Source organism: Candidatus Palauibacter sp., from assembly GCF_965208055.1.
Taxonomy (GTDB): Bacteria; Gemmatimonadota; Gemmatimonadetes; order Palauibacterales; family Palauibacteraceae; genus Palauibacter.
The window spans coordinates 1,034,294-1,055,715 of sequence record NZ_CBDBNY010000004.1; the positions used below are offsets into that span (position 1 = coordinate 1,034,294).

At 68.2% G+C, this 21,422-nt stretch carries 16 protein-coding genes and 1 riboswitch; of the genes, 5 read left to right on the forward strand and 11 right to left on the reverse strand.

The genetic code is table 11. The features are described 5' to 3' along the window. The first annotated feature begins 29 nt into the window (after positions 1 to 29). Both mtnA and ACOGXI_RS04870 read left to right on the forward strand, forming a co-directional pair. Positions 30 to 1,127: an S-methyl-5-thioribose-1-phosphate isomerase gene (gene mtnA / locus ACOGXI_RS04865; protein WP_419937756.1), complete on the forward strand. Its 1,098-nt coding sequence runs from the start codon at positions 30 to 32 to the stop codon at positions 1,125 to 1,127. 168 nt (positions 1,128 to 1,295) lie between these two features. Continuing rightward, positions 1,296 to 2,219 carry a restriction endonuclease gene (locus tag ACOGXI_RS04870; RefSeq protein WP_419937757.1) on the forward strand — a complete coding sequence of 308 codons (924 nt, stop codon included), beginning with the start codon at positions 1,296 to 1,298 and terminating at the stop codon, positions 2,217 to 2,219. A gap of 17 nt (positions 2,220 to 2,236) precedes the next feature. Here ACOGXI_RS04870 and ACOGXI_RS04875 read toward each other — a convergent pair whose 3' ends face one another. Beyond that, positions 2,237 to 3,151, reverse strand: coding sequence for a RelA/SpoT domain-containing protein (locus tag ACOGXI_RS04875; RefSeq protein WP_419937758.1), 915 nt, complete (start codon positions 3,149 to 3,151; stop codon positions 2,237 to 2,239). A 267-nt stretch (positions 3,152 to 3,418) separates the two neighbouring features. Continuing rightward, positions 3,419 to 3,973, reverse strand: a complete 555-nt coding sequence (locus ACOGXI_RS04880) for a DinB family protein (protein ID WP_419937759.1) — start codon at positions 3,971 to 3,973, stop codon at positions 3,419 to 3,421. 203 nt (positions 3,974 to 4,176) lie between these two features. Between ACOGXI_RS04880 and ACOGXI_RS04885 the strand changes: the two genes are divergently transcribed. Further along, positions 4,177 to 5,085: a hypothetical protein gene (locus tag ACOGXI_RS04885; RefSeq protein WP_419937760.1), complete on the forward strand. Its 909-nt coding sequence runs from the start codon at positions 4,177 to 4,179 to the stop codon at positions 5,083 to 5,085. 8 nt (positions 5,086 to 5,093) lie between these two features. On the opposite strand, the gene ACOGXI_RS04890 is transcribed toward ACOGXI_RS04885, so the two are convergent. Beyond that, on the reverse strand, positions 5,094 to 5,492 hold the full coding sequence (locus ACOGXI_RS04890) for a type II toxin-antitoxin system VapC family toxin (RefSeq protein WP_419937761.1): 399 nt from the start codon (positions 5,490 to 5,492) through the stop codon (positions 5,094 to 5,096). Further along, positions 5,489 to 5,773: a type II toxin-antitoxin system Phd/YefM family antitoxin gene (locus ACOGXI_RS04895; RefSeq protein ID WP_419937762.1), complete on the reverse strand. Its 285-nt coding sequence runs from the start codon at positions 5,771 to 5,773 to the stop codon at positions 5,489 to 5,491. The genes ACOGXI_RS04890 and ACOGXI_RS04895 overlap by 4 nt, the downstream gene beginning before the upstream one ends. A 205-nt stretch (positions 5,774 to 5,978) precedes the next feature. On the opposite strand from ACOGXI_RS04895, the gene ACOGXI_RS04900 reads away from it, so the two are divergent. Then, on the forward strand, positions 5,979 to 6,932 hold the full coding sequence (locus tag ACOGXI_RS04900) for an aldo/keto reductase (protein WP_419937763.1): 954 nt from the start codon (positions 5,979 to 5,981) through the stop codon (positions 6,930 to 6,932). 73 nt (positions 6,933 to 7,005) lie between these two features. On the opposite strand, the gene ACOGXI_RS04905 is transcribed toward ACOGXI_RS04900, so the two are convergent. The 3 genes from ACOGXI_RS04905 to ACOGXI_RS04915 all read right to left on the reverse strand — a co-directional run bounded on the left by ACOGXI_RS04905 (position 7,006) and on the right by ACOGXI_RS04915 (position 12,066). Continuing rightward, complete coding sequence (locus ACOGXI_RS04905) at positions 7,006 to 10,278, reverse strand: WD40/YVTN/BNR-like repeat-containing protein (protein ID WP_419937764.1); 3,273 nt, start codon at positions 10,276 to 10,278, stop codon at positions 7,006 to 7,008. Positions 10,279 to 10,366: 88 nt separating this feature from the next. Further along, entirely contained in the window at positions 10,367 to 10,774 is a 408-nt protein-coding gene (locus tag ACOGXI_RS04910; RefSeq protein ID WP_419937765.1) for a Bor family protein, read from the reverse strand. Positions 10,775 to 10,848: 74 nt separating this feature from the next. Further along, positions 10,849 to 12,066 (reverse strand): hypothetical protein, encoded by a 1,218-nt coding sequence (locus tag ACOGXI_RS04915; protein WP_419937766.1) that lies wholly within the window; start codon positions 12,064 to 12,066, stop codon positions 10,849 to 10,851. 211 nt (positions 12,067 to 12,277) lie between these two features. On the opposite strand from ACOGXI_RS04915, the gene pheA reads away from it, so the two are divergent. Next, positions 12,278 to 13,156, forward strand: coding sequence for a prephenate dehydratase (pheA, locus tag ACOGXI_RS04920; protein WP_419937767.1), 879 nt, complete (start codon positions 12,278 to 12,280; stop codon positions 13,154 to 13,156). A gap of 12 nt (positions 13,157 to 13,168) precedes the next feature. Here pheA and ACOGXI_RS04925 read toward each other — a convergent pair whose 3' ends face one another. Genes ACOGXI_RS04925 through metH form a run of 4 tightly spaced genes read right to left on the reverse strand, consistent with a single transcriptional unit; the run spans position 13,169 to position 21,218 of the window. Next, complete coding sequence (locus ACOGXI_RS04925; RefSeq protein ID WP_419937768.1) at positions 13,169 to 14,551, reverse strand: amidase; 1,383 nt, start codon at positions 14,549 to 14,551, stop codon at positions 13,169 to 13,171. A 13-nt stretch (positions 14,552 to 14,564) separates the two neighbouring features. After that, positions 14,565 to 15,530 carry an outer membrane protein gene (locus tag ACOGXI_RS04930; RefSeq protein ID WP_419937769.1) on the reverse strand — a complete coding sequence of 322 codons (966 nt, stop codon included), beginning with the start codon at positions 15,528 to 15,530 and terminating at the stop codon, positions 14,565 to 14,567. Continuing rightward, entirely contained in the window at positions 15,502 to 17,424 is a 1,923-nt protein-coding gene (locus ACOGXI_RS04935) for a bifunctional homocysteine S-methyltransferase/methylenetetrahydrofolate reductase (RefSeq protein ID WP_419937770.1), read from the reverse strand. The genes ACOGXI_RS04930 and ACOGXI_RS04935 overlap by 29 nt, the downstream gene beginning before the upstream one ends. Continuing rightward, positions 17,421 to 21,218, reverse strand: a complete 3,798-nt coding sequence (metH, locus tag ACOGXI_RS04940; RefSeq protein ID WP_419937771.1) for a methionine synthase — start codon at positions 21,216 to 21,218, stop codon at positions 17,421 to 17,423. Before metH ends, ACOGXI_RS04935 begins: the two co-directional genes overlap by 4 nt. Before the next feature lie 38 nt (positions 21,219 to 21,256). Next, positions 21,257 to 21,330, reverse strand: a riboswitch (SAM riboswitch). Positions 21,331 to 21,422: the final 92 nt, after the last annotated feature.

The following is a 21,422-nucleotide window of genomic DNA, read 5'->3' on the forward strand; positions in this document are numbered from 1 at the left end:
CTTTCCCGCCGCCGGATAGGTTGCGCGGCATGAACGATCGCGAGTTTTCGGTCCCGGAAACGATCCGCTGGGCCCCGGCGGGCCTGAGCGCCCTGATCCTCGACCAGACGCTGCTTCCCGGCGTCCATGAGGAGAAGGAGCTCTCCACCCTCGAAGACTTCATTGAGGCGATCCGGAGCCTGCGTGTGCGGGGTGCGCCGCTCATCGGGATCACGGCCGCGATCGGCCTCGCGGCCCTGGCCCGGCGGTCCGCCGCCGAAGGCGTCTCGGCGCAGGAACTGCGGACGCGGTTCGCCGGCTGGGCCGAACGCCTCGAGGACGCACGGCCGACAGCGGTCAACCTCGTGTGGGCCAGCCGCCGCCTGCGAGCCCGACTGGAGGCGGCCACCGGGGACGCCGGAGAGCTGGCCGCGGCCCTCGTGGCGGAAGCCGACGCCATCCACGAGGAAGACCGCCGCATGTGCCGCGCGATCGGGGAGCACGCCTCTACCCTCCTCACGGGCGGCGAGGCCGTGATCACGCATTGCAACGCGGGATCGCTCGCCACGGGCGGCATCGGGACGGCCCTCGCCCCGGTCTACGTCGCGGCGGAGACCGGTCGCCGCGTCCGCGTGTTCGCCGACGAGACCCGGCCCCTGCTCCAGGGGAGCCGCCTGACCGCCTGGGAGCTTTCCCGCGCCGGGATTGACGTCACGGTGCTGGCCGACAACATGGCCGGGTCGCTCTTCGCCACGACGCCGCCGGACATCGCCTTCGTCGGCTCCGACCGCATCGCGGCCAACGGCGACGTGGCGAACAAGATCGGCACGTATCCCCTCGCCGTGCTGGCCCACCGCCACGGCGTCCCGTTCTACGTGCTCGCGCCGACCTCCACCGTCGACCTCGGGACACCGACCGGCGCCGACATCCCGATCGAACACCGGGACCCGGACGAGGTCCGCCGCGGCTTCGGCCCCCTCCTCGCCCCCGAGGCGGCCGACGTCTACAGCCCCGCGTTCGACATCACGCCGCACGACCTCGTGACCGGCATCATCACCGAGCGCGGCATCCACCGCCCGCCCTACACGAAGTCCCTCGCCGCGGCCGTCGGCCAGGCGGAAGCTGAGCGACGGCGGCAAAGCGGATGACGGGACGACGAAACGCCGATTATCGATGGTGCGAGTGTTCGGAAGCACGGCCGCGACCGTCGATTCGGCTGGAAGAGTTGGCCTCGGTAACTCCGGGCACTAGATCGCGGGATTCTCGAACTCCGTCGGAACTGAGAACCGGACAGCAAGAACAAAGGACCCAAACCCATGAGCGTGCCTGACTTTCAATCGTTGATGCTGCCCGTCCTCACGGCGCTCTCGCATGGACAACCAACCACGGTCTCAGAGATTCGGAAGCAGGTTGCGATCGCCGAAAAGCTCTCGGCCGACGACATACAACAGTTGCTTCCGAGCGGTCGACAAGCGGTGTTCGCCAACCGTATCGCCTGGGCGCTGGTTCACATGCAGCGAGCCGGCTTGGTTGCGCGCGTCAGCCGCGGTGTTTACGAGCGCACGAGAACTGGGGACGAACTCCTGCGTAGTAAGCCAAGCCGGATCGATATGAAAGCGCTTAGAGAGTATCCGTCGTATGCCCAGTGGAGAACAACGGAGCGAGAAACGAGTTCCACGGGAGAGAAGCTTGAGCAATCAACGGAAGAAGCCACCCCCGAGGAAATCCTGGATCAGGCGGCCAAAGCGCTGGACCACGCACTGGAGGCGGAGGTGCTCGATCGAGTGCGAAACGCGGAGCCGGGTTTTCTCGAACAGGTGATCGTGGATCTTCTCGTAGCTATGGGATACGGCGGTGGCGATGGAGCCATGGGACAGGTGACGGGCGGCTCGGGAGACGGTGGTATTGACGGAAAGATCCGTGAGGATGCGCTCGGCTTGGATGAGCTCTGTCTCCAGGCCAAGAAATACGCGGCCAGCAACGCGGTTGGCGCTTCGGATCTTCGCAACTTCGCTGGCGCTATAGCGGCCGCAGGTACGACCAAGGGTGTGTTCGTCACGACTTCCGACTTCACCAGAGCCGCCAGGGAGTTCGTTAGCCTGAGCCCTACGCGCATCGTACTGATCAATGGACCAGACCTGGCGCGGTTCATGGTCGAACACGGTATTGGGGTACGCCTCAAACGGACGCTCGCGATCAGGCGGATAGATGAGGACTACTTTCGGCCGGACGACGAATGAGTCCACTACCGTCACGGCTACCGCCTGTGCAGAGGGTGTCCGGGCAAGTGTACCTGTCGCCGCGTCGCGAGGTCGAGTTCCTTGATGAACAGATCCGTATCGAACAGGTAGTTCGGGTAGGCCGCACGCAAGTTTGCCCCGGAGTCCATCGCGACGAGGACGACCTCGGCGCCATCGATCCCGCGGATCTCTTCTTCTCGCTCTTCGTATAGTTTGGCGGCTCCGGCCAGTCGCGACTTTCTGAAACCCGAGACTGTCATGGATCGTTCATCGGGCCTTCGCTCGAGAAGAAAATAGTGGCAGTGGGACGGAAGGCGCTCGGGAGCATAGCTGATGAACGTTCGATAATCGTCAAGCGTGCCGACCACGTTGAGATCGGTCGCGAGCCGTACCAACGAGTCGCGTAGAGTCACCGGGTCCGACGGGGTTTCCGGGACCACAGGAGAGCGCTCCTTTATGGCCAGCCACGAGCCTGCCAGCGCAAAGAACCGCAACCAGCCCGCGTTCCCTTCACTGGACTTGAGCGCTTGGTCCTTGATGGCGCCGGCCGTCTCCACCGCGGTCGCCCAGGCGTGCTGGAGCTTTGAACGGAGTTGGATCTCGACCTGGAGTCCGTTGTAGGTCTCGTTTCTGTCGCTTCGATAACGGTATACCAGATGAATGCCACGGTAGCCGGACGATTTGGGCCACTGGATATAATCCACTTCCCGGATGAGTTTGTGTTTCATCTTCGAGCGATGGTGTGCACTCCACAGTTCGCGAACCGCGACGGGGCTGCCGACGATCGCACGACAACCAGCGATGTCCTGCATCCGGGACAACTTCATCCCGGGAAACCGTCGGAGCTTGGCGATCGTGGCGGGTGCCCGCTTCAGGCGCTGTGAGACGATGGCTTGGGATTCTCTGCTCCTGGTCCGTCGCAGCAGGCCCATCTGTATCGTGTTGAGCGGAAAGCTGTGCGCGGCGCGCCAGTTGTTCAGGACCGCGAGTTCGTGTCGGGTGTCCGGCTCGCCGCGCCCGCTACTCACCCATCCCGTGGCGGCCAGTTTCTCCCCGGCGCGGTCGACTTCGCTTCGCGTGTAGAGCGGTTGAATCCAGTCCATGATGCTGGGAGGCCATCTCCGTATGTTCGCTCTCGCCACCGTGTGACGACGTCCCCGTCGCAGGGTTCAGTCCGTCCTGGCCGTATCGCGATGCCGCTACCGGTCGTGGCGCAGGATGGGGAGGTAGGCCTTCCAGGGACCGACCTCGTTCTCGAACCGGTGCGCGACGACCCGCGCGATCTGGGCGATGTGGTTGAGGTCGTGGACGGCCCAGGTGGTGAGCAGTTGCCGCAGCGTGACCTCGCCCAGTTCCGGGTGAAGGCCGCCCGCATCCAGATCGGCCTCGCCTTCGACCACTTCCCCGAGCGCCGCGAGTCCGGTCTCGCGCAGGGTCTCGAATTCGGTCAGCAGTTCATCCAGCGTGCGGCCGCGAGTGCGCTCGACGTGCGCGAAGCGGTCGAAGGGCGGAAACGCCCGTTCGCGGCCGTGTGCCAGAATCCACCGCGCCCGCGGAATCCAGTCGTCGATCTCGCCCTGAACGAGATGTCCCAACACGCTGAAGGGGCTGAACGTCCCTTCCCCCTCATCCGCGTGCAGGAGACCGGGCGGCAGGTCCTCGAGTAGCACGCGCACCGTCCCCGGCGTCCGCGAGAGGAGGGTGAGGATCTCCTCCGCCAACTGCTCATCGCTCACGACAATTTCTTCCGTCACGGTCTTCCGTCACCCGGTTTCTCCGCCAAATGTCGCCCGGACCACACGGGGCTCCGCCTGCGTTGCCGACGCGCCGGCCCGCGACCCGAAACGGAACGCGACCTCCGCGGCTTTGCAACGGGGCTCCGCCTGCGCATCCTCTCCCGGTCCGTGAACCGGCCCGAAACGGGAACCACCAACGTCCGAGCCAGGATCTTGCCGTCGTGAGCGAACCGCCAGTCCATACGGAAACGTCGTCCCGGAGCCGCTTCGTCCGGCGGTTGCGGGGAGACAAGCCGACGATGACGGTCGAACTCCGGCCGCCTCGCAGCGGACTCACGCGCGGCGGGGCGATGGACATGTGGATCGACCTCTCCCATGCCATCCGGGGTCTCGCGGCGCGCGACGCGTTCCTCATGCTCACGGACAGCGCCGTGGGCGAGGAGGAGGAGGAGAACCTCCAGCACCTCACCGCCAACCTCGCGAACGAGGTGGACCCGTGGCGGGTCGTACCCTTCCTCACCTGCCTCCACCCGCTCGACTACTGCCTGCGCTACGTCGACCGCGCGCGAGCCCGCGGCGTCGAGAGCGTGACCGTGACCGGCGGAGACAAGGTGCGAGGGGTCGAGCGCTGCCTCCCCCACGGGTATCAGCTTCGACGGAGATTCCGGGAGCGGGCGCCGCGCCTGTCACTCGGGGGCTGGGTCAACCTGCACCGTCCCATCGCCGAACAGATCGGCTTCGCCACGGACCCGGAGTACCAGGCGGACTACTACCTCACGCAGGTCGTCTCACACCACGACCTGGCGCTGGCGGAGGGTTGGCTGGAGAGCGCGGAACGAGAGGGCCTCGCGATCCCCGGCTCATTCGGCGTCTTCTACTATCGGAATGGCCGTCGCAGCGTACTCGAACGGCTGTCGCGGTTCTTCCCGGTTCCGGTCGAGGCGGTGGCTTCGGCTTTCGAGGCGGGGGTCACGGCGGATCGTCACTGCGCGGAGACCATCATCGCGCTTCGGCGCGCCGGCGCCGCACACGTCTATCTGTGCAACCTCGCCCCGCACCGCGCCGCCACCCAGTTCAACCGCGTCATGGCCGAGGTCGCCCGGCTGGAAGCGCATGGTGGCCGAGCCTGAAATCCGCCTTACTCGGTCGCGTCGATCCGGCTCAGCTTGCCGGGCCAGTCGAGGATGCGCCGATCCGCTGTGAGCAATTCGTGTCCCTCGAGGGCCGTGGCGACGATCAATCGGTCGGCAGGATCCCCATGAAGCTCCGGAAGTACGCCTGCTCGAATGCCAATCACGCCGCTGACCGGGATTTCAACGAGGCCTTGAGCGAGAAGGTCGCGACGCAGGGCCTCCGGATCCATGAGGACATCGAGCCGTCCGCTGTGGATCCGCATGGCAATCTCCCAGAACGAGATGGCGGAGACCGCGGCACGCCGCCGGGGCAAGGCGCGCTCGACCACCCGGCGGGCACGCCGACCGAGCCGACGGTCTCCGCGCCCGTGCCACACCAAGACATGTGTGTCGAGCAGGATCAAAAGAGATCCTCCCCTTCGTCATCCCCGATGTCCCACCACTCTCTGGGCATGGGCCCCACAATATCGCCGCGGATCCGGATCACATCGCGATACCGTCCGAACAGGGTCTCCGGCCTCTCGGTACATGGGACGAGCTTCGACACGGGGCGGCCGTTCTTCGTGATGACGATCTCCTCGCCGGTCTCGGCGACCTCATCCATGAGTCTGAGACATTTCGCCTTGAACTCCGATGCCTTGATGGTCCGCGGCCCACCCGCGGGCCGCTCGTGGTCTGCTTCCATCCGTCCGCTCCGAGCATGTCCGACGTCTTCAACGGACTCTCAATAGAACCATGGTCATGACCATGGTCAACGTGTTCTCCGACCCGGCGCCCGAGAGGGGGCAGCGGTTGGGCCGCGTAAGGTGTTACCCGACCGTCGGGCCTGTCCGGCATGCCTGATGCGACAGTTACACGACAGTCCAACTCCAGCACGAGGAAACTTGAAGATGGTCACTCGACGCGACTGGCTCCGTTCGACCGCCGCCGCGGGCGCCGCCCTCTCCCTGAACCCCCGCATCCTGCGCGCCTTCCAGGGCCAGGAGATGATCACGCGGCCCGTTCCCTCCACCGGAGAGGAACTGCCGATCGTCGGCCTCGGGAGTTCCGCGACCTTCCAGCGCGTGGCGCGCGGTGACGACGTGACGCAGCTCGAGGGGGTGATGCAGGCGCTCGTCGATGGCGGCGGCTCCGTGTTCGACACCGCTCCCGGCTACGGCTCCTCCGAGGAGGTGGCGGGGGACATCTGCCAGAGGCTCGGCATCTCCGATCGCGTCTTCTGGGCGACCAAGGTGAACGTGGCCGGGCGGGGCGGCGGTTCCGCGGATCCGGACGCGGCGCGGGCCCAGATCGAGCGCTCGTTCGAGTACTTCGGCGTTCCCGTCATCGACCTCATCCAGGTCCACAACCTGGGAGATCCGCCGGTACAACTGGGGATTCTCGAAGAGCTGAAGGCGGCCGGGCGAGTCCGCTACATCGGGATCACGAGCACGAGCGCGCGACGGTACCCGGTGCTTGCGCAGGTGATGCGGGATTACCCCCTCGACTTCATCGGTGTCGACTACGCGGTCGACAATCTGGGCGCGGCCGAGGAGATCCTGCCGCTCGCGGCGGAACGGGAGATCGGCGTGCTCGTGTACGTGCCGTTCGGGCGCACCCGGCTGTGGTCGCGCGTGGGGGACCGCGAGGTGCCCGAGTGGGGGAGCGAGTTCGACGCCCATTCGTGGGCCCAGTTCTTCATCAAGTTCGCCGCCGCGCACCCCGCCGTGACCGTGGTCACGCCCGCGACGAGCCGCGCGGAACACATGGTGGACAACCTCGGCGGCGGCATGGGGCGCCTCCCGGACGAGGATCAGCAGCAGCGCATGGTCGAGTACGTGAGCCAGCTCCCCGAGGCCGGCTGATCACCCTGCCGCCGACCGCTTGAGCGGAGGCCCGGGGCGTTCCCGCGGGAACGTCGCCCGGGCCTCCAGCGGTTTACGAGACGAGTTCGACCGTTTCGTCGGCGGGATCGACCGGGGCGAGTCCGAGACGCTCCAGTTCGCGGTTCACCGCGGCCAGTTCCACCCGCCACACGTCATCGAGGCGGGTCGTGTGGCCCTCGAGTTCGGCCACCATGATCCCGAACACCTCGTACATCCCGCTCCCGGGCCGGCCGTCGCCGCGCTCCGACATCGAGAGCAGGTTCGCGAGCCGGTTGTTCACGCGGATCGGGAAGTTCAGCGGATCCTGGTTGCTGCGGTTCCGCACCTGGTAGATGTCCCCCTCCACCGCGGAAGCCGCCGTTCGCAGCGCGCCCGCGGCCTCCGCCAGCGCGGCGTCGTCCGAGGCTTCCAGCCGGTCGTCAAGCTGCGACTTCACCCGCCGGATGGCGATCACGGCCGAGTTGGCCTCGTCCACCCGCGCCCGGATCCGCATCCCGAACTCGAACTGCTCCTGGAGATCCTCGTCCGTCACGCCCTCGATCCAGGGGTGGCGGGCAACCTCGATCTCCGTCGTCCGCACCGTGCCATCGGCCGTCAGCCGCACGGTGTACGTCCCCGGCGGCACGGCCGGCGCCATCGTGCGCACGCCCCACAGGATCATGCCGGGGAAGGTCGCGGCGGGCGCGACTCGCAGGTCCCACTGGAGCATGTTGAGCCCCGCCTCGGCCGGCAGCGCGGGTCCGGCCCAACGGTCGCGGGCCGGGGTCGGCGCTGCCTCGCCCTCAGTCTCGCCCTCCCCCTCGCCCTCCACAGCCGTCGAATCGCCTTCGGCGGACGGGTCCGGGCGCGCAGCCGGCTCGTAGGTGCGCAGCACGGTGCCCGACGCATCGAGAATCTCGAGCCGGGCCTCCTCCGGCGCCTCCCGGAACCACCACGAGAGCGTCGCCCCGTTGGCGGAGCGGTGCGCGGGGGCCGGGTCGAACAGCGCGACCGCCTCCTCCGTCAGCCCGGAGCGCGCCTGCCGCAGGGGCGCCAGGTTGTCGAGCACCCAGAACCCGCGGCCGTGGCTCGCGATCGCCAGTTCGTTGTGCTCCACGATGACGTCCGAGACCGGCAGGTCCGGGAACCCCGGGTTCAACTCCTGCCAGTTCGCCCCGTCGTCGTACGACACGTACATGCCGTGCTGCGTCCCGGCGTACAGCAACCCCTGCCGGTTCGGGTCTTCGCGGACGGCATGCACGTAGGCGTCGTCCCGGATCCCGCCCACGATCTTCGTCCACGTCGCCCCGTAGTCGTCCGTCTTCCAGATGTAGGGCGAGAGGTCGTTCAGGAGCGGCTTGCGCACGGAGACGTAGGCCCGCCCCGCGTCGAACGCCGAGGCGTCGATCTGGCTCACGCGCCCGAAGTCCGGCATGTCCGGCGGCGTCACGTCCGTCCACGTCGCGCCGCCGTCCCGCGTCACGTGCACGAGGCCGTCGTCCGACCCCGCCCAGATCACGTCGATGTCCACCTTCCCCGGCCCGACCGAGAAGATGGTGGCGTAGACCTCCGGTCCATTCATGTCCCCGGTGATCGGCCCGCCGGAATGGCCGAGCGTCATCGGGTCGGCGCGCGTGAGGTCGCCGCTGATCGCCTCCCAGTCGTCACCCCCGTTCGTCGTCTTCCACAGCCGGTTCGAGGACGTGTAGAGGACGTTCGGGTCGAGAGGAGAGAAGATGATGGGGAACGTCCACTGCCAGCGTTCCACCATCTCGCTCGCCGGCTCGCCCGAGTAGAACCACGGGTAGGGGTTCACCTCGCGCGAGGTGCCGAGGCGCCGGTTGAAGCGGTCGATGTAGCGCCCGTTGTTCGTTCCCGAGAAGAAGACGTCGAGGTCCCGGGGGTCCGGCGCGATGTAGCCCGGCTCCCCGCCCCCGGCACGGTACGCGACCTCCATGGAGCCCTCCGTGATGCTCGCCGGCTGACCGCCGAACGGAGGCGCCTGGCCGAAGCCGAGCCGGTTCGCGTTCCAGGCTGATGGCAGACACAGCGTGCTGTTGTCCTGCTGCGAGCCGCAGACATGGAAGGGCACGTGGGCCGTGGTCACGCCGTGGTAGAACTGCGCGGTCGAGAACTCCTGGTCCGTCCAGTGCTGCCCCGTGTCGAAGCTGACCGCCCCGCCGCCGTCGTTGGCCACGATGAGGTGGGCGGGGTCCTCCGGGCTGATCCAGAAGTCGTGGAAGTCCCCGTGCGTCCCGTTGTTGATGACCTCGTACGTCTCGCCGCCGTCGGTCGAGTGGAAGAGCGAGGTGTTCTGCACGTACACGACATCGGGGTCGTGGTGGTCGGCGAACACGTGCGTGTAGTAGAAGGCGCGCTGCCGAATGCGGCGCTCGTCGTTGACCAGTTCCCACGTGTCGCCGCCGTCGTCGCTGCGGAAGAGGCCCCCGTCCGCGTGCTCGAACAGGGCGAAGACGCGCCCGGAGTTCGCGCTCGAGACGGCGAGGCCGATCCGCCCCACGACCCCCTCCGCCGGCATGCCGGGGTTCCGCGTGATCTCCGTCCACGTGTCGCCCCCGTCGGTGCTCTTGAACATCCCGCTCCCGGGACCGCCCGAGGACATCGTGTATTCCTTGCGGAAGGCCTCCCAGAGCGCCGCGTAGATGACGTCCGGGTCATTGCGGTCGAGGGCGATGTCCACCGCCCCCGTGCGCTCGTCGCGGAAGAGGATGCGCGCCCAGGTGTCGCCCCCATCCGTGCTGCGGAACAGGCCGCGCTCCTCGCTCGGCGCGCCGTATTTTCCGAACGACGCGACATAGACGATGTTCGGGTCCGTGGGATGGATGCGGATCTTGGCGATGCCGTGCGACTCGGAGAATCCGACGTGCTCCCACGTCTCGCCGGCGTCGCGGCTCCGGTACACGCCATCCCCCGGCATGATGTTGCCGCGGATGCACGTCTCGCCGGTCCCGATGAAGACGAGGTCCGGATCGGTCTCCGAGACGGCGACCGCCCCGACGGAGGCAGAGGTGATCTTGAAGTCGGTGACCGGGAACCAGTTTTCTCCGCCGTCGGTCGTCTTCCACAGTCCCCCGCCGGTGGCGCCGAAGTAGCCCTCCAGCGGCCGCCCCACGACGCCGCTCGTCGCAATGGAGCGCCCTCCCCGGTCGGGACCAAGGTTGCGCCAGCGGTACCCCGCCAGGAACGCGGAATCCAGCGTGACCGCCCCGGGGGCGATTTCCTGCGCGGTCAACGCGGCGGGCCCGGCGGGACGCGGCAGCGGTGTGAGGAGTGCGAAGAGGGCGAGCGCCAGCAACACGGAGATGCGACGCGGGATGCGGTTCATGGCGAGGCTCCGTACCTGATCGTCGACGACGGCAGATGATTGTCCGTCGAAGATAGGCGCGGATCGAGGCGCGGCGGAAGGCGGCCCGTCAGCCTCCGCCGGAACCGTTGGAGCGCTTGTTCGGCCCGTCCGGGGCCAGCGAAGGCGAGCCGGGAGCTTCGTCATGCTCCGATTCCGTCTCCTCCGTCTCCTCCATCTCTTCGGCGCTCCCACACGTCACGACGATTTCCATGGGCGAGTAGATGCCGAGGGTGAGCGTCGAAACGAGCCCGTTCAGGAAGGAGATTCGCGTTTCGACCATCGCCACCCCGCCCTCGCCACACCCCGGCTCGGCGTCCACGGAGTCCGGCGGCACGAGGCCGCCGACCCAACTGTCCGCCCATTTGTCTTCGACCTTTCGGGGCCCGGGGTCGATGCCGGTCTTCACCACCGCGTGGTAACTGGCACAGCCCGTGAACAGCGAGACTGCGGCAATGGTCGTGATGATGCGGATCATGGCAACCGCCCTTGTGGAGGTTCGAGTGGTGCGTCGGTCAACTCGGAGACGATCGGCAGGATCCGGAAGTCACGCTACTTCGTCGAGTTGTCGGTCGCACCGGGAAGCGGTCGATCACGGCGAGTGGGCGTGATGAGTTCGTACATGGCGACCGACTCGATATCCAGAACGTCGCCGCGGACGCCGAGGATGTAATCCGCCCCGAACTCGTAGATGTCCAGGCCCGGAACCGGCGCGAAGTGGCAGAAGAAGTCACCGCCGGGCTCGAAGACGAGCCAACCCGTCATCTCCCGCGGGCGGGGATAGCGTCTCACCCAGATACGCCCGTCACGACCGACCTGGACGGAAGAAGCAGCGGGAAAGCGGTCCGCGACCGGACGGTCGTCACTGATGAGCGCCCTGTCCTCTGGCCGCAAGCGCTCGGCACCGGCGCGTTGCCGCCGTTGCACGTACTGCTCGCGCCACGCCCGAACGTCGTCGCGAGACACATCGCGGGCCTCGTCGAGCCAGCGGATGATACGCCGCAGATGAAACTGCTCGTCATGGATTCGGACCTCGGGATCCCGGCCTGGAGCGATCGCGATCGTCGCGCCTTCGGCGTCAACGTCGGGTTGGCCGTCAAAGACGGGACTGAAGTAGAACCTCGGCACATCGCGCGCGGAGCCGTACCGTCGGCCGGGGAGCGTCGCCAAGGTACGGATGAGATCCCCATCCGGCCCGTGAGCCTCAATGAAGATCCTTCTCGGGGTCCGAAAATCGGTCTCCTGCTCCCGGTCTTCCCGCACGTTTACCGAGGCTCCGTTCGACAACACGCCGCCTCCCCGACTTGGATTCTGATACAACGGGTTCAGGTTGACGAGCCGAACGAACTCTCCCTCGGGGGAGAAGACGTGGAATCGCTGCGGGCGGTAATCACCGACCTGAATTGTGTCTCCGGGAAGAGCCCACAAGAACCATGGGTTACGGAATTCGCCCGGTCCCTCACCCCGTCCGCCCATCGATCGCAGGAACTCGCCGTCCGCGCTGAAGATGCGGACGCGCTGGTCGCGCCGGTCGATCGCGGCCACGGACCCGTCCGCGAGGCGAGCCATTCCGCGCAGGTTATAGAATTCGTAGCGCTCGTCGCCGAACGCCTCACCCACCGAGAGAGAGGGTTCCGAGCCCACGGTGCAGCGCCGATCCGATCGCAGCGGATCGCTCGTGACGATGGTCACGCCGGCACTATCCACGGCTGAAATGCGCTGCGCCTCCGCGTCGCGCGGACAGAGTCCAGGCACAAGCACGCCGATCATTGCGATGCCTCTCCACGAGAAGCGATGCGCGCTGGCGCTTGTCTTCATCCCAAAGCTCCTCATTCCCTTCTGCGGACGATCAACAAGTACCCTCATCGTCCACCTAACCTCGGGTCCCGGAGTCCGCAGCGCACCTGAGCCCCACGCCGCATTCCGCGGCGGGCACGTATGTTGTCGGATGACGACACCAGCGGCGGAGGACCGAAGCGTGTTGGATCTGACCAGACGGATACGCACGGAACAGGCAAAGGGGAAACGGGCAAGAGTGGGGTATCTGGGCCCTCCCGGGACGTTCAGCGAGCAGGCGGCGATGCGTTACAATCGCATGGCGCGTCACGTCGCGTTCGGGGATATCGCGGGTGTCGTCCGGGCCGCGGAAGCGGGGGAAGTGGACGAGGCCATCGTCCCGCTGGAGAACAGCACGGAGGGCGCCGTCACGCTGACGACGGACCTCCTCGTCCACCAGACGGACCTCCGGATCCGCCACGAAGTCATCCTCCCGATCCAGCACTGCCTGCTGACGGAGGGCGTCGTCGGTCTCGATGAGGTGAGGGTCGTCTATTCGCATCCGCAGGCCCTCGCCCAGTGCCGGAAGTACCTGGCGCGTCATCTTCCGCAGGCGGAACCCGTGGCTTCGTTGAGCACGGTGAGGGCCGTTCAGGACATGAAGATAGATGGGCCGGGGGCGGCGGCCATATCGAGCTGGCGGGCGGCCGAGATCCTCGGCGCCTTCGTGTGCGCGACCCCCATCGAGGACTCCCCGGGGAACCGCACCCGGTTCGTCGTGCTGGCGCCCGAGGATCACCGGTCCACGGGAAGGGACAAGACATCGATCTGCTTCGACTTCTCGGCGGACGGTCCGGGGACGCTCTACCTCTCGCTCGGCGAGTTGGCGAACCGGCGGATCAACATGCTCAAGATCGAATCGCGCCCCGCGAAGAGTAGCCTCGGGCGGTACATCTTCCTCATCGACTTCGAGGGGCACCGCACCGACCCGGTCGTAGCGGAAGCCCTCGCCTGCATCAGGAAGCGCGCATCGTCGTTCAAGATTCTGGGCTCCTATCCGCGGGCCTCCGAACCGGCCCGGTAACGTCCGGGTCCGCTATCGGGAGACCCTCGGCGGCATGCCCAGGCGATCCAGGTTCGTCCCGAGGACTCCCTCGATCGCGGCCGCCTCGGCCAGGAGTTTGAGATCCCCGCCGGACGGTCCCATCAACTGCAGACCGGCGGGCATGCCCTCTCCGTCCAGCCCGGCCGGAAGCGAGATCGCGCACATGTCGAGCATGCTGGCGGGGCAGGTGCCGGAGAGCATGGCGCGGTTGGCCTTCCGGTAGGCGTCGAGCCGGGCGAGGGCGGCGAGCGGCGGCGGCGAGATCGGGAGCGTGGGCGCCGCGAGGAGATCGATCCGCTCGGCGGCAAGGCGGTCGTGCATGCGGGCCGAGAGTCCGCGGCGGTGCTGGTGCGCGGCGATATACTCGAGCGCGGGCACGCCGGCCGCCGCTTCCAGCCGAGTGCCGATGATCGGATCCAGGAGCGGCATCCAGTCGGGCAACTCGCGCTTGAGGAACTCCACGAACTCGGGCTGGACGATGGGTCCGGAAAGGTAGCGCTCCCCCGCTTCGTCCAACTCGGGAGCCTCGAGTTCGAGCACATCCGCGCCGGCGGCGCGAAGCTCTTGCAGCGCACGCTCGACGGTGGCCGCGATCCCGGAGTCCGCATCCGTCCACAGCCGGGAAGCGGGGACGCCGATCCTCAGCCCCGAGACGCCTTCCGGGGTCGGGGCATCCGGCTCGTCCTCGGATCGCGCGGACGGGTCGATGGCGCGGAAGGCGTAGCGCAGGTCCTCCACGGTGTGCGCGAGCAGCCCCACGGTGTCGAGTGAGGTGCTGAGGGGAACGACGCCCGTCGTCGGCCAGCGGCCCGTCGTGGGACGGAAGCCGACGACTCCGGTCGCCGAAGCGGGGATGCGGATCGAGCCCCCCGTGTCCGTGCCGAGGGCGATCCGGGCCGACCCTTCCCACAGACTTACCCCGGCGCCCGCGGACGAGCCGCCGGGGGCCCGGTGCTCGACCGGATCCCACGGATTCACGGGCGTCCCCGTGTTGGGGTTCAGTCCGACCCCGCCGAAAGCGAACTCGACCGTGTGCGTCTTGCCGGTGAACATGGCGCCCATCCGGCGCAGCGACGTCACGAGGAAACCTTCGGACCAGGCGGGGAGCGCTCGTCTGGTCCCGGCGCGCAGCGCGTATCCTTCGAGGCCGTACAGATCCTTGACGGAGACCGCGACACCGGCGAGAGGACCCGGGTCCCGGCTGCGCGAGACCGCATCATCGATGGCGTCGGCCTGCCGCCGCAGCGCCCCGGCATCGAACGCGATGTACGCGTTCAGATCGCTGGCCTCGTGGCGGCGGATCGCCGCCTCGGCCTCGCGCCGCGCTCCCCCGCGACCCGCTCGGACGTCCTCCGCGACGCGCCGGATGGGCACGCGAGTCACTGCGCTACGGCCGAACCTTCATGTTGGCGCTCACCGCCCAGTACCCCAGCCGGGCGAAATCCAGCGTCGAGACGAAGGGTGTCACGGCGTCCGCATGCACCGGCGCGTGGCTCCGGATGGTCGTCCACTGCGTGTCCACGCTCACGTCCGGAGTCTGCATCCAGCGGCCCTTCAGACCGATGGAAACCTGGTCGGAGAGAGCGTAGTCCACGCCGGCCAGAAGCTGGAATCCAAAGCCGATTTCGGACACATCCGCCGTCAACTCGCTCACGGTTCCCGCCGCGGCGCGTTGCCAGTCGGGCGAGGCGCCGGGCTCGGCGCGCGATCCGCCGAAGACCTCGAGGTAGCCCTCCGCGATCGACTTGCGGGCAAAGCCGAGGTAATGGCGGTAGGCGACCTGTGAGAGTCCCCCTCCCACCCCGACGTAGGGCGTCAGGCGGCTTCCGGTCGGCAGCGAGTAGGTGAGGTTGGCGAACAGCTGCCGGCCGCGGAACTCGGAGATATCTCCCCACGGCGGCCGGTCCGGGCTCCACTCCGTCTCCTTCCCCGTGATCGCGGCGCCCGACTGCGTACCGAGCGTCAGGAGCGTGTTGTGGATGACCTGGTGCCGCTGGAACGCTTCCACCTCGATGTTCAGCGGCCCGAGGGTGTAACCGACAGCGAGGCTGCCGCCGAGTCCCGGCTCCGGGTCGTACGAGTACAGGCCGCCCAACTCGGAGCCCGCGAGGCAGCCCGCGTCCCTGGGCGCATCGGCCAGATTGGGGTACAGCAGCCGGTCGCAACGGGTGGCGCTGTTCGGCCCGGACAGCGTCGACTCCGTTTCGGCTCCCTGCACGAAGCCCACACCCATGGACACGTAGAACCCGCGCGAACTCTGAGCGGAGAGCGTCGAGCCCCCCGCCAGCATGGCCGTGGCGAAGAACGCCGCAGCCGCGAGGATTCTACCCCTGGTCGATTCTGTATCCAGCATGATTCTCCACTCTCTCTTCGGTTAGCCTGCCTTTGGCTGGTCTGCCTTCGGCCTGGTCTGCCAATACGGCGGCGGCGCGGTCGACTTGGTGACCCGGGGTGCTGACCAGGGCGCCGGCAACATGACGCCGAACCGCTTCCAGCACCTCCCGGGCGACCGCCACGCCTTCCTCCGCAGCGGCTTCGGTTCCTCGCTCCTGCGCCCGCGCCATCCGGTCCAGCACCGCCGGGGGCACGTCGACGCCCGGCACTTCATGCGCCAGAAACTCGGCGTTCTCCAGCGACAGCGGGGGCCAGAGCCCCACGAGCAGCGGCACGCCGAAGTCCTCGATCTCGCGCGCGAAGGCGAGAAACCTCTCCGCGTCGAAGATGGGCTGGGTGACGGCGAAATCCGCGCCCGCCTCGGCCTTCCAGGCGAAGCGCCGGATCTCCTCCTCCGGGTCGACGGCTCCCGGATTCACGGCGACCCCCTTCACGAACGGGGTCGGGGCGCCGATCGAACTCCCTCCCGGATCGAGCCCGAGGTTCAGCTGCCGCACGACGTTGGTGAGTCCGATGCTGTCGATGTCGTACACGCCGCCCGTGTCGTAGGGTCCGCCCCGCGGGGGGTCGCCGGTGATGAGGAAGACGTTGCGGAGACCGGCCGCGGCGGCGCCGAGGAGGTCGCTCAGCATGCCGAGCATGTTGCGGTCGCGGCAGCCGTAGTGCGGGACGGTTTCCATGCCGAGTTCGCGTTCGATGACGATCGCGGCGGGGAGCGAGGCGATGCGGCTCCTGTGCGCGGGGCCGTCGACGATGTGGACGGTGTGCACGCCGGCGTCGCGGAGGCGGCCGGCGCCCGCCAGCAGTTCGCCCGGATCCCACCCGTGGGGCGGCGTCAACTCCACCGCCCGGACGAACTCGCCGCGCGCGAGACGGCGGCCGAGGGCCGAGCGATCGGCGAGCGGAGGCGGCTCGGCCGCCGCCTGGCCAACCTCGTCGCCGCGCGAGGAGACGGACACGCGAGCCGGCCCGGGTCCGCGGGTCCCGAGCAGCGTCGCGGTCAGGCGCGTGTGTTCGGGCGACGTGCCGCAGCACCCTCCCACGAAGCGGGCGCCCGCCTCCGCCATCCGCCGGGCGTAGCGGGCCATGTACTCCGGACTCGCGAGGTACATCTTCCGGTCCCCGATGTCGCGCGGCAGTCCCGCGTTGGGCAACGCGGACACCGGGCGCGATGTGGCCGCCGCCATGCGTTCCACGCCGAACAGCATGGAGGAGGGACCGACCGAGCAGTTGAGGCCGATGACGTCCGCACCGGCCTGCTCCAGCGCCGCCGCCGCGGCTTCGATCGTGGCGCCGTATTCCGTGTGGCCCGCGTCGCCGAACGTCATCTGCGCGAAGACCGGCGCGGCGCCCGCCACCGTCCGCACCGCCCGCACCGCCTGCAGCAGTTCGTCGAGATCGGAGAACGTCTCGAGCATGAAACCGTCGACGCCGCCTTCCGCGAGCGCGGCGACCTGCCGCCCGAAGAGGTCGGCCGCCTCGTCCACCGAGGTGGGGCCCCAGGGTTCGATGCGAATCCCGAGCGGGCCGACCGCTCCCAGGACTTCGGCGCGCTCCCCGGCCGCCTGCCGGGCCAGGCGCGCGGCCGTCACGTTGATCTCGTGCGCGGACGGCTCGAGGCCGAACGGTTCCAGTTTGACGGGGTTCGCGCCGAAGGTGTTCGTCTCGATGAGTTGCGCCCCCGCCCGCACGTAGTCGGCGTGGACGCCCAGCACGAGGTCGGGCTCCGAGAGGTTCAGTTCGTCGTAGCACTGATTCACGAACACGCCGCTCTCGTACAGCACGGTCCCCATCGCGCCGTCGATCAGGTGGACCTCGTCTCCCCCGATCCACTCCCGCAGCCGGTCGCTCATGCCGTGGCCTCAAGTGCCGGATCCCGGTCGTACCCGAGGTTGGGCGACAGACGGCGCTCCGCCTCGGCAAGAGAGATGCCGCTGCGCGCGGCGTAGTCCTCCACCTGGTCGAGCCCGATGCGGCCCAGACCGAAGTACCGGGCCTCCGGCCTCGCGAAGTACCACCCGGACACGGAGGCGGCGGGGTGCATGGCGTAGTTCTCCGTAAGGCGGATCCCGACACGACGCTCCACGTCGAGCAGGTCGAACAGAAGCGCCTTCTGCGAGTGGTCGGGACACGCCGGATAACCGGGGGCCGGGCGGATCCCGACGTAGCGCTCCGCGATCCGGGCCTCGTTGTCCAGCGCTTCCTCCCGGGCGTACCCCCAGAGTTCCGTCCGCACGAGCTCGTGCAGGCGTTCGGCCAGCGCCTCGGCCAGCCGGTCGGCGAGCGACTTTGCGAGGAGGCTCTGGTAGTCGTCGGCGGCCGCCTCGAAACGGGCGCAGAGTGCCTCCAGGCCGATCCCGGCCGTCACGGCGAAGGCGCCGCTCCAGTCGGTGGCCCCGGCCGTCTCGGGCAGGACGAAATCGGCCAGGCTGACGTTCGCGCCCGACGAGCGATCCATCTGCTGCCGGAGGTGCGGAACCCGCAGCAACTCGCCTCGGGCGCCCTCCAGCGAGCCCTCCGGAGAGTTCTCCGGGGAGAAGAAAACGAGATCATCCCCCCGCGCGCTGGCCGGAAACAGTCCCGCGATCGCTCGCGCCGTCAGGGATCCGTCTTCGAGAATCTCGTCGAGCAGCCGTCGGGCATCGTCGTACAGCGCCCGCGCCGCCGCACCTCGTTCGGGGTGGTCGAGCAGCCCGGGGAAGCGACCCTTCATCTCCCAGGTCTGGAAGAACGGGGTCCAGTCGATGTATTCGACCAGTTCCTCCAGCGGGAATGGATCGTACACGTGCACTCCGGGTTTCCGCGGGGGCGGCACCGTCACGGCCGCATCCACCGAAAGCCGGTTCGCGCGGGCTCGCCCGAGCGTCGCGAGCGGGCGCCTCCCTCCCCGGTACTCGGCGCGCAGGCGCCGGTATTCGGCGCGCGTCTGCTCCACGAAGTCGGCCCCGCCGCCATCTCCCAGGAGCTTCCGCATGACTCCGACCGCCCGCGAAGCGTCGAGCACATGCACGGTCGCCCCCGAGTACCGCTCCTCGATCTTGACCGCGGTGTGCTTCCGCGAAGTCGTCGCGCCTCCGATGAGGAGAGGCACCGCGAACTCCTGCCGTTCCATCTCGCTCGCCACCCGCACCATCTCGTCCAGCGACGGCGTGATCAGGCCGCTGAGCCCGATCACGTCCACGTCATGGGCCCGCGCCTCCGTCAGGATGCGGTCCGGGGGGACCATGACGCCGAGATCCACGGTGTCGTAGCCGTTACACTGCAGGACGACGCCGACGATGTTCTTCCCGATGTCGTGGACGTCTCCCTTCACCGTCGCGAGGAGGATCGTCCCCTTCCCCTTCCGGGCCGCCCCGGCGGAGCCGGAGTTCGTGCCCGCCGCGGAGGACGCCCGTGCCGCCTTCTCGGCCTCCAGGTGCGGGACGAGGAAGGCGACCGCCCGCTTCATCACGCGCGCCGACTTCACGACCTGCGGCAGGAACATGCGCCCGCTCCCGAACAGGTCGCCGACCCGGTTCATCCCGGCCATGAGCGGCCCCTCGATGACCTCGAGCGCCTTGCCGAACAGGAGGCGGGCCTCCTCGGCGTCCTCCTCGATGTGCTCGACGATCCCCTCCACGAGGGCGTGCTCGAGCCGCGCCTCGACATCCTGCGAGCGCCAGGCGTCGTCCACCCGGGTCTCGATTCCCTCGTCGCGAATCCGGCCCGCGAGGTCCGTCAGCCGCTCCGTCGCGTCGGGCCTGCGGGCGAGGAGGACATCCTCCACCGCTTCGAGCAGTTCCGGGTCGATGTCGTCGTAGAGGGGGAGCCGCCCCGCGTTCACGATCCCCATGTCGAGTCCGGCCGCGATCGCCTGATACAGGAAGGCCGTGTGCATCGCCTCCCGCACGGCATCGTTCCCCCGATAGGAGAAGGAGATGTTGCTGATGCCGCCGCTCGTCATCGCGCCGGGGAGTTCGCGCTTGATCCGGCGGACGGATTCGATGAAGGCGACCCCGTACTCGTCGTGCTCCGCGATGCCCGTCCCCACGGCGAAGACGTTGGGGTCGAAGATGATCTCCCCGGGGCGGAAGCCGGCGCCGAGGAGGAGGCGGTAGGCGCGGGCGCAGATCTCCAGCTTGCGGTCCACCGTGTCCGCCTGCCCCTGTTCGTCGAAGGCCATGACGATGACGCCGGCCCCGTAGCGGCGGATGCGGGCCGCCTGCTCGAGAAACGCCTCCTCCCCCTCCTTGAGCGAAATCGAGTTCACGACCGCCCTCCCCTGCGTACACTTCAGCCCCGCTTCGATGACCTCCCAGCGCGAGGAGTCGATGACGGTCGGGACGCGGGCGATGTCGGGTTCCGCCGCGATGAGGTTCAGGAAGCGCGTCATCGCGGCTTCGGAGTCGAGGAGACCCTCGTCCATGTTCACGTCGAGGAATTGCGCGCCGTTCAGCACCTGGTCGCGCGCGACCTCGACCGCTTCGTCGAAATCGTCGTCGCGGATCAGCCGCGCGAAGCGGGCCGAACCCGTGACGTTCGTGCGCTCGCCGATGTTCACGAACAGCGTGTCGGGCCGGATCGCCAGCGGCTCCAGACCCGAGAACCGGGGCAGCGGCTCGAGCGCGGGAATCGGTCGCGGGGTCGCGCCTTCGATGCGCTCCGCGATGGCCCGGATGTGTTCCGGCTCCGTCCCGCAGCAGCCGCCGACGAGGTTGAGGAGCCCGCGGTCCGCGAAGTTGCCGAGCAGTCCGGACACGTGATCGGGCGTGTCGTCGTAACCGCCGAACTCGTTCGGGAGACCCGCGTTGGGGTGGCAGCTCACGGGGACGTCGGCCACGGCCGAGAGTTCCGCCACGTAAGGCTCGAGTTCCTCGGCTCCGAGCGCGCAGTTGAGACCGACGAAGAGGGGGTCCGCATGACGGATGGAGAGCCAGAACGCCTCGACCGTCTGCCCGGAGAGCGTGCGTCCCGACAGGTCCGTGATCGTCCCGGACACGGCGATGGGCAGCGCTTCGCCGACCTCCGCGCCGAGTTCGAGGATGCCGTAGATCGCGGCCTTCGCGTTGAGCGTGTCGAACACGGTCTCGACGAGCAGCACGTCGGCGCCGCCCTCCAGCAGCCCCTCCGCCTGGGCGCGGTACGCTTCGGCCAGTTCGTCGAACGTGACGGCGCGGAAGGCGGGGTTCTCCACGTCCGGCGAGAGGGACGCGGTCCGGTTCGTCGGACCCAGGCTCCCGAGTACGAAGCGGGGGCGGGTCGGATCATCGCGCGTGAAGTCGTCGGCGGCCCGGCGAGCGAGCCGTGCGGCCGCCACGTTGAGTTCGCGGATCAACCCCTCGTTGCCGTGCGCGGGAGAGATGCCGTAGTCCGCCTGGGAGATGGCCTGGGCATTGAAGGTGTTCGTCGTGATGAAATCGGCCCCTGCCTCCAGGTAGCCCCGGTGGAGGGACGCGATCTCGTCGGGACGCGTGAGGCACAGCACATCGTGGTTCCCGAACAGAGGCTGCGGATGATCCGCGAGCGGACCCCCGCGGTAGTCCGCCTCGGCGAGGTCCAGCCGCTGGATCATCGTACCCGTGCCGCCATCCATCAGGAGGATGCGCCGGTTGAGCGCCTCCCGAATCTGTGCGACCCGTCTTTCTCTGCCTTCTCGGCCTTCGGACACCGCGTTCACCTCAAAAAAAAGCCCGGCCGCCAAAGAATCGCGCCCGGAGCGTGGCTCTTTAGCGATTGTTTTGCGTGGCTGCAATCCGCCTCAAATCACCACGTCCGGATTCCCCGGCGGTGTCCAAACTAGTGCCCTTCGAACCCCGGGGAAACTTGGATCGGACTCCATTAAACGATGAGGCGGGAGAACGTGTCTGGCCTT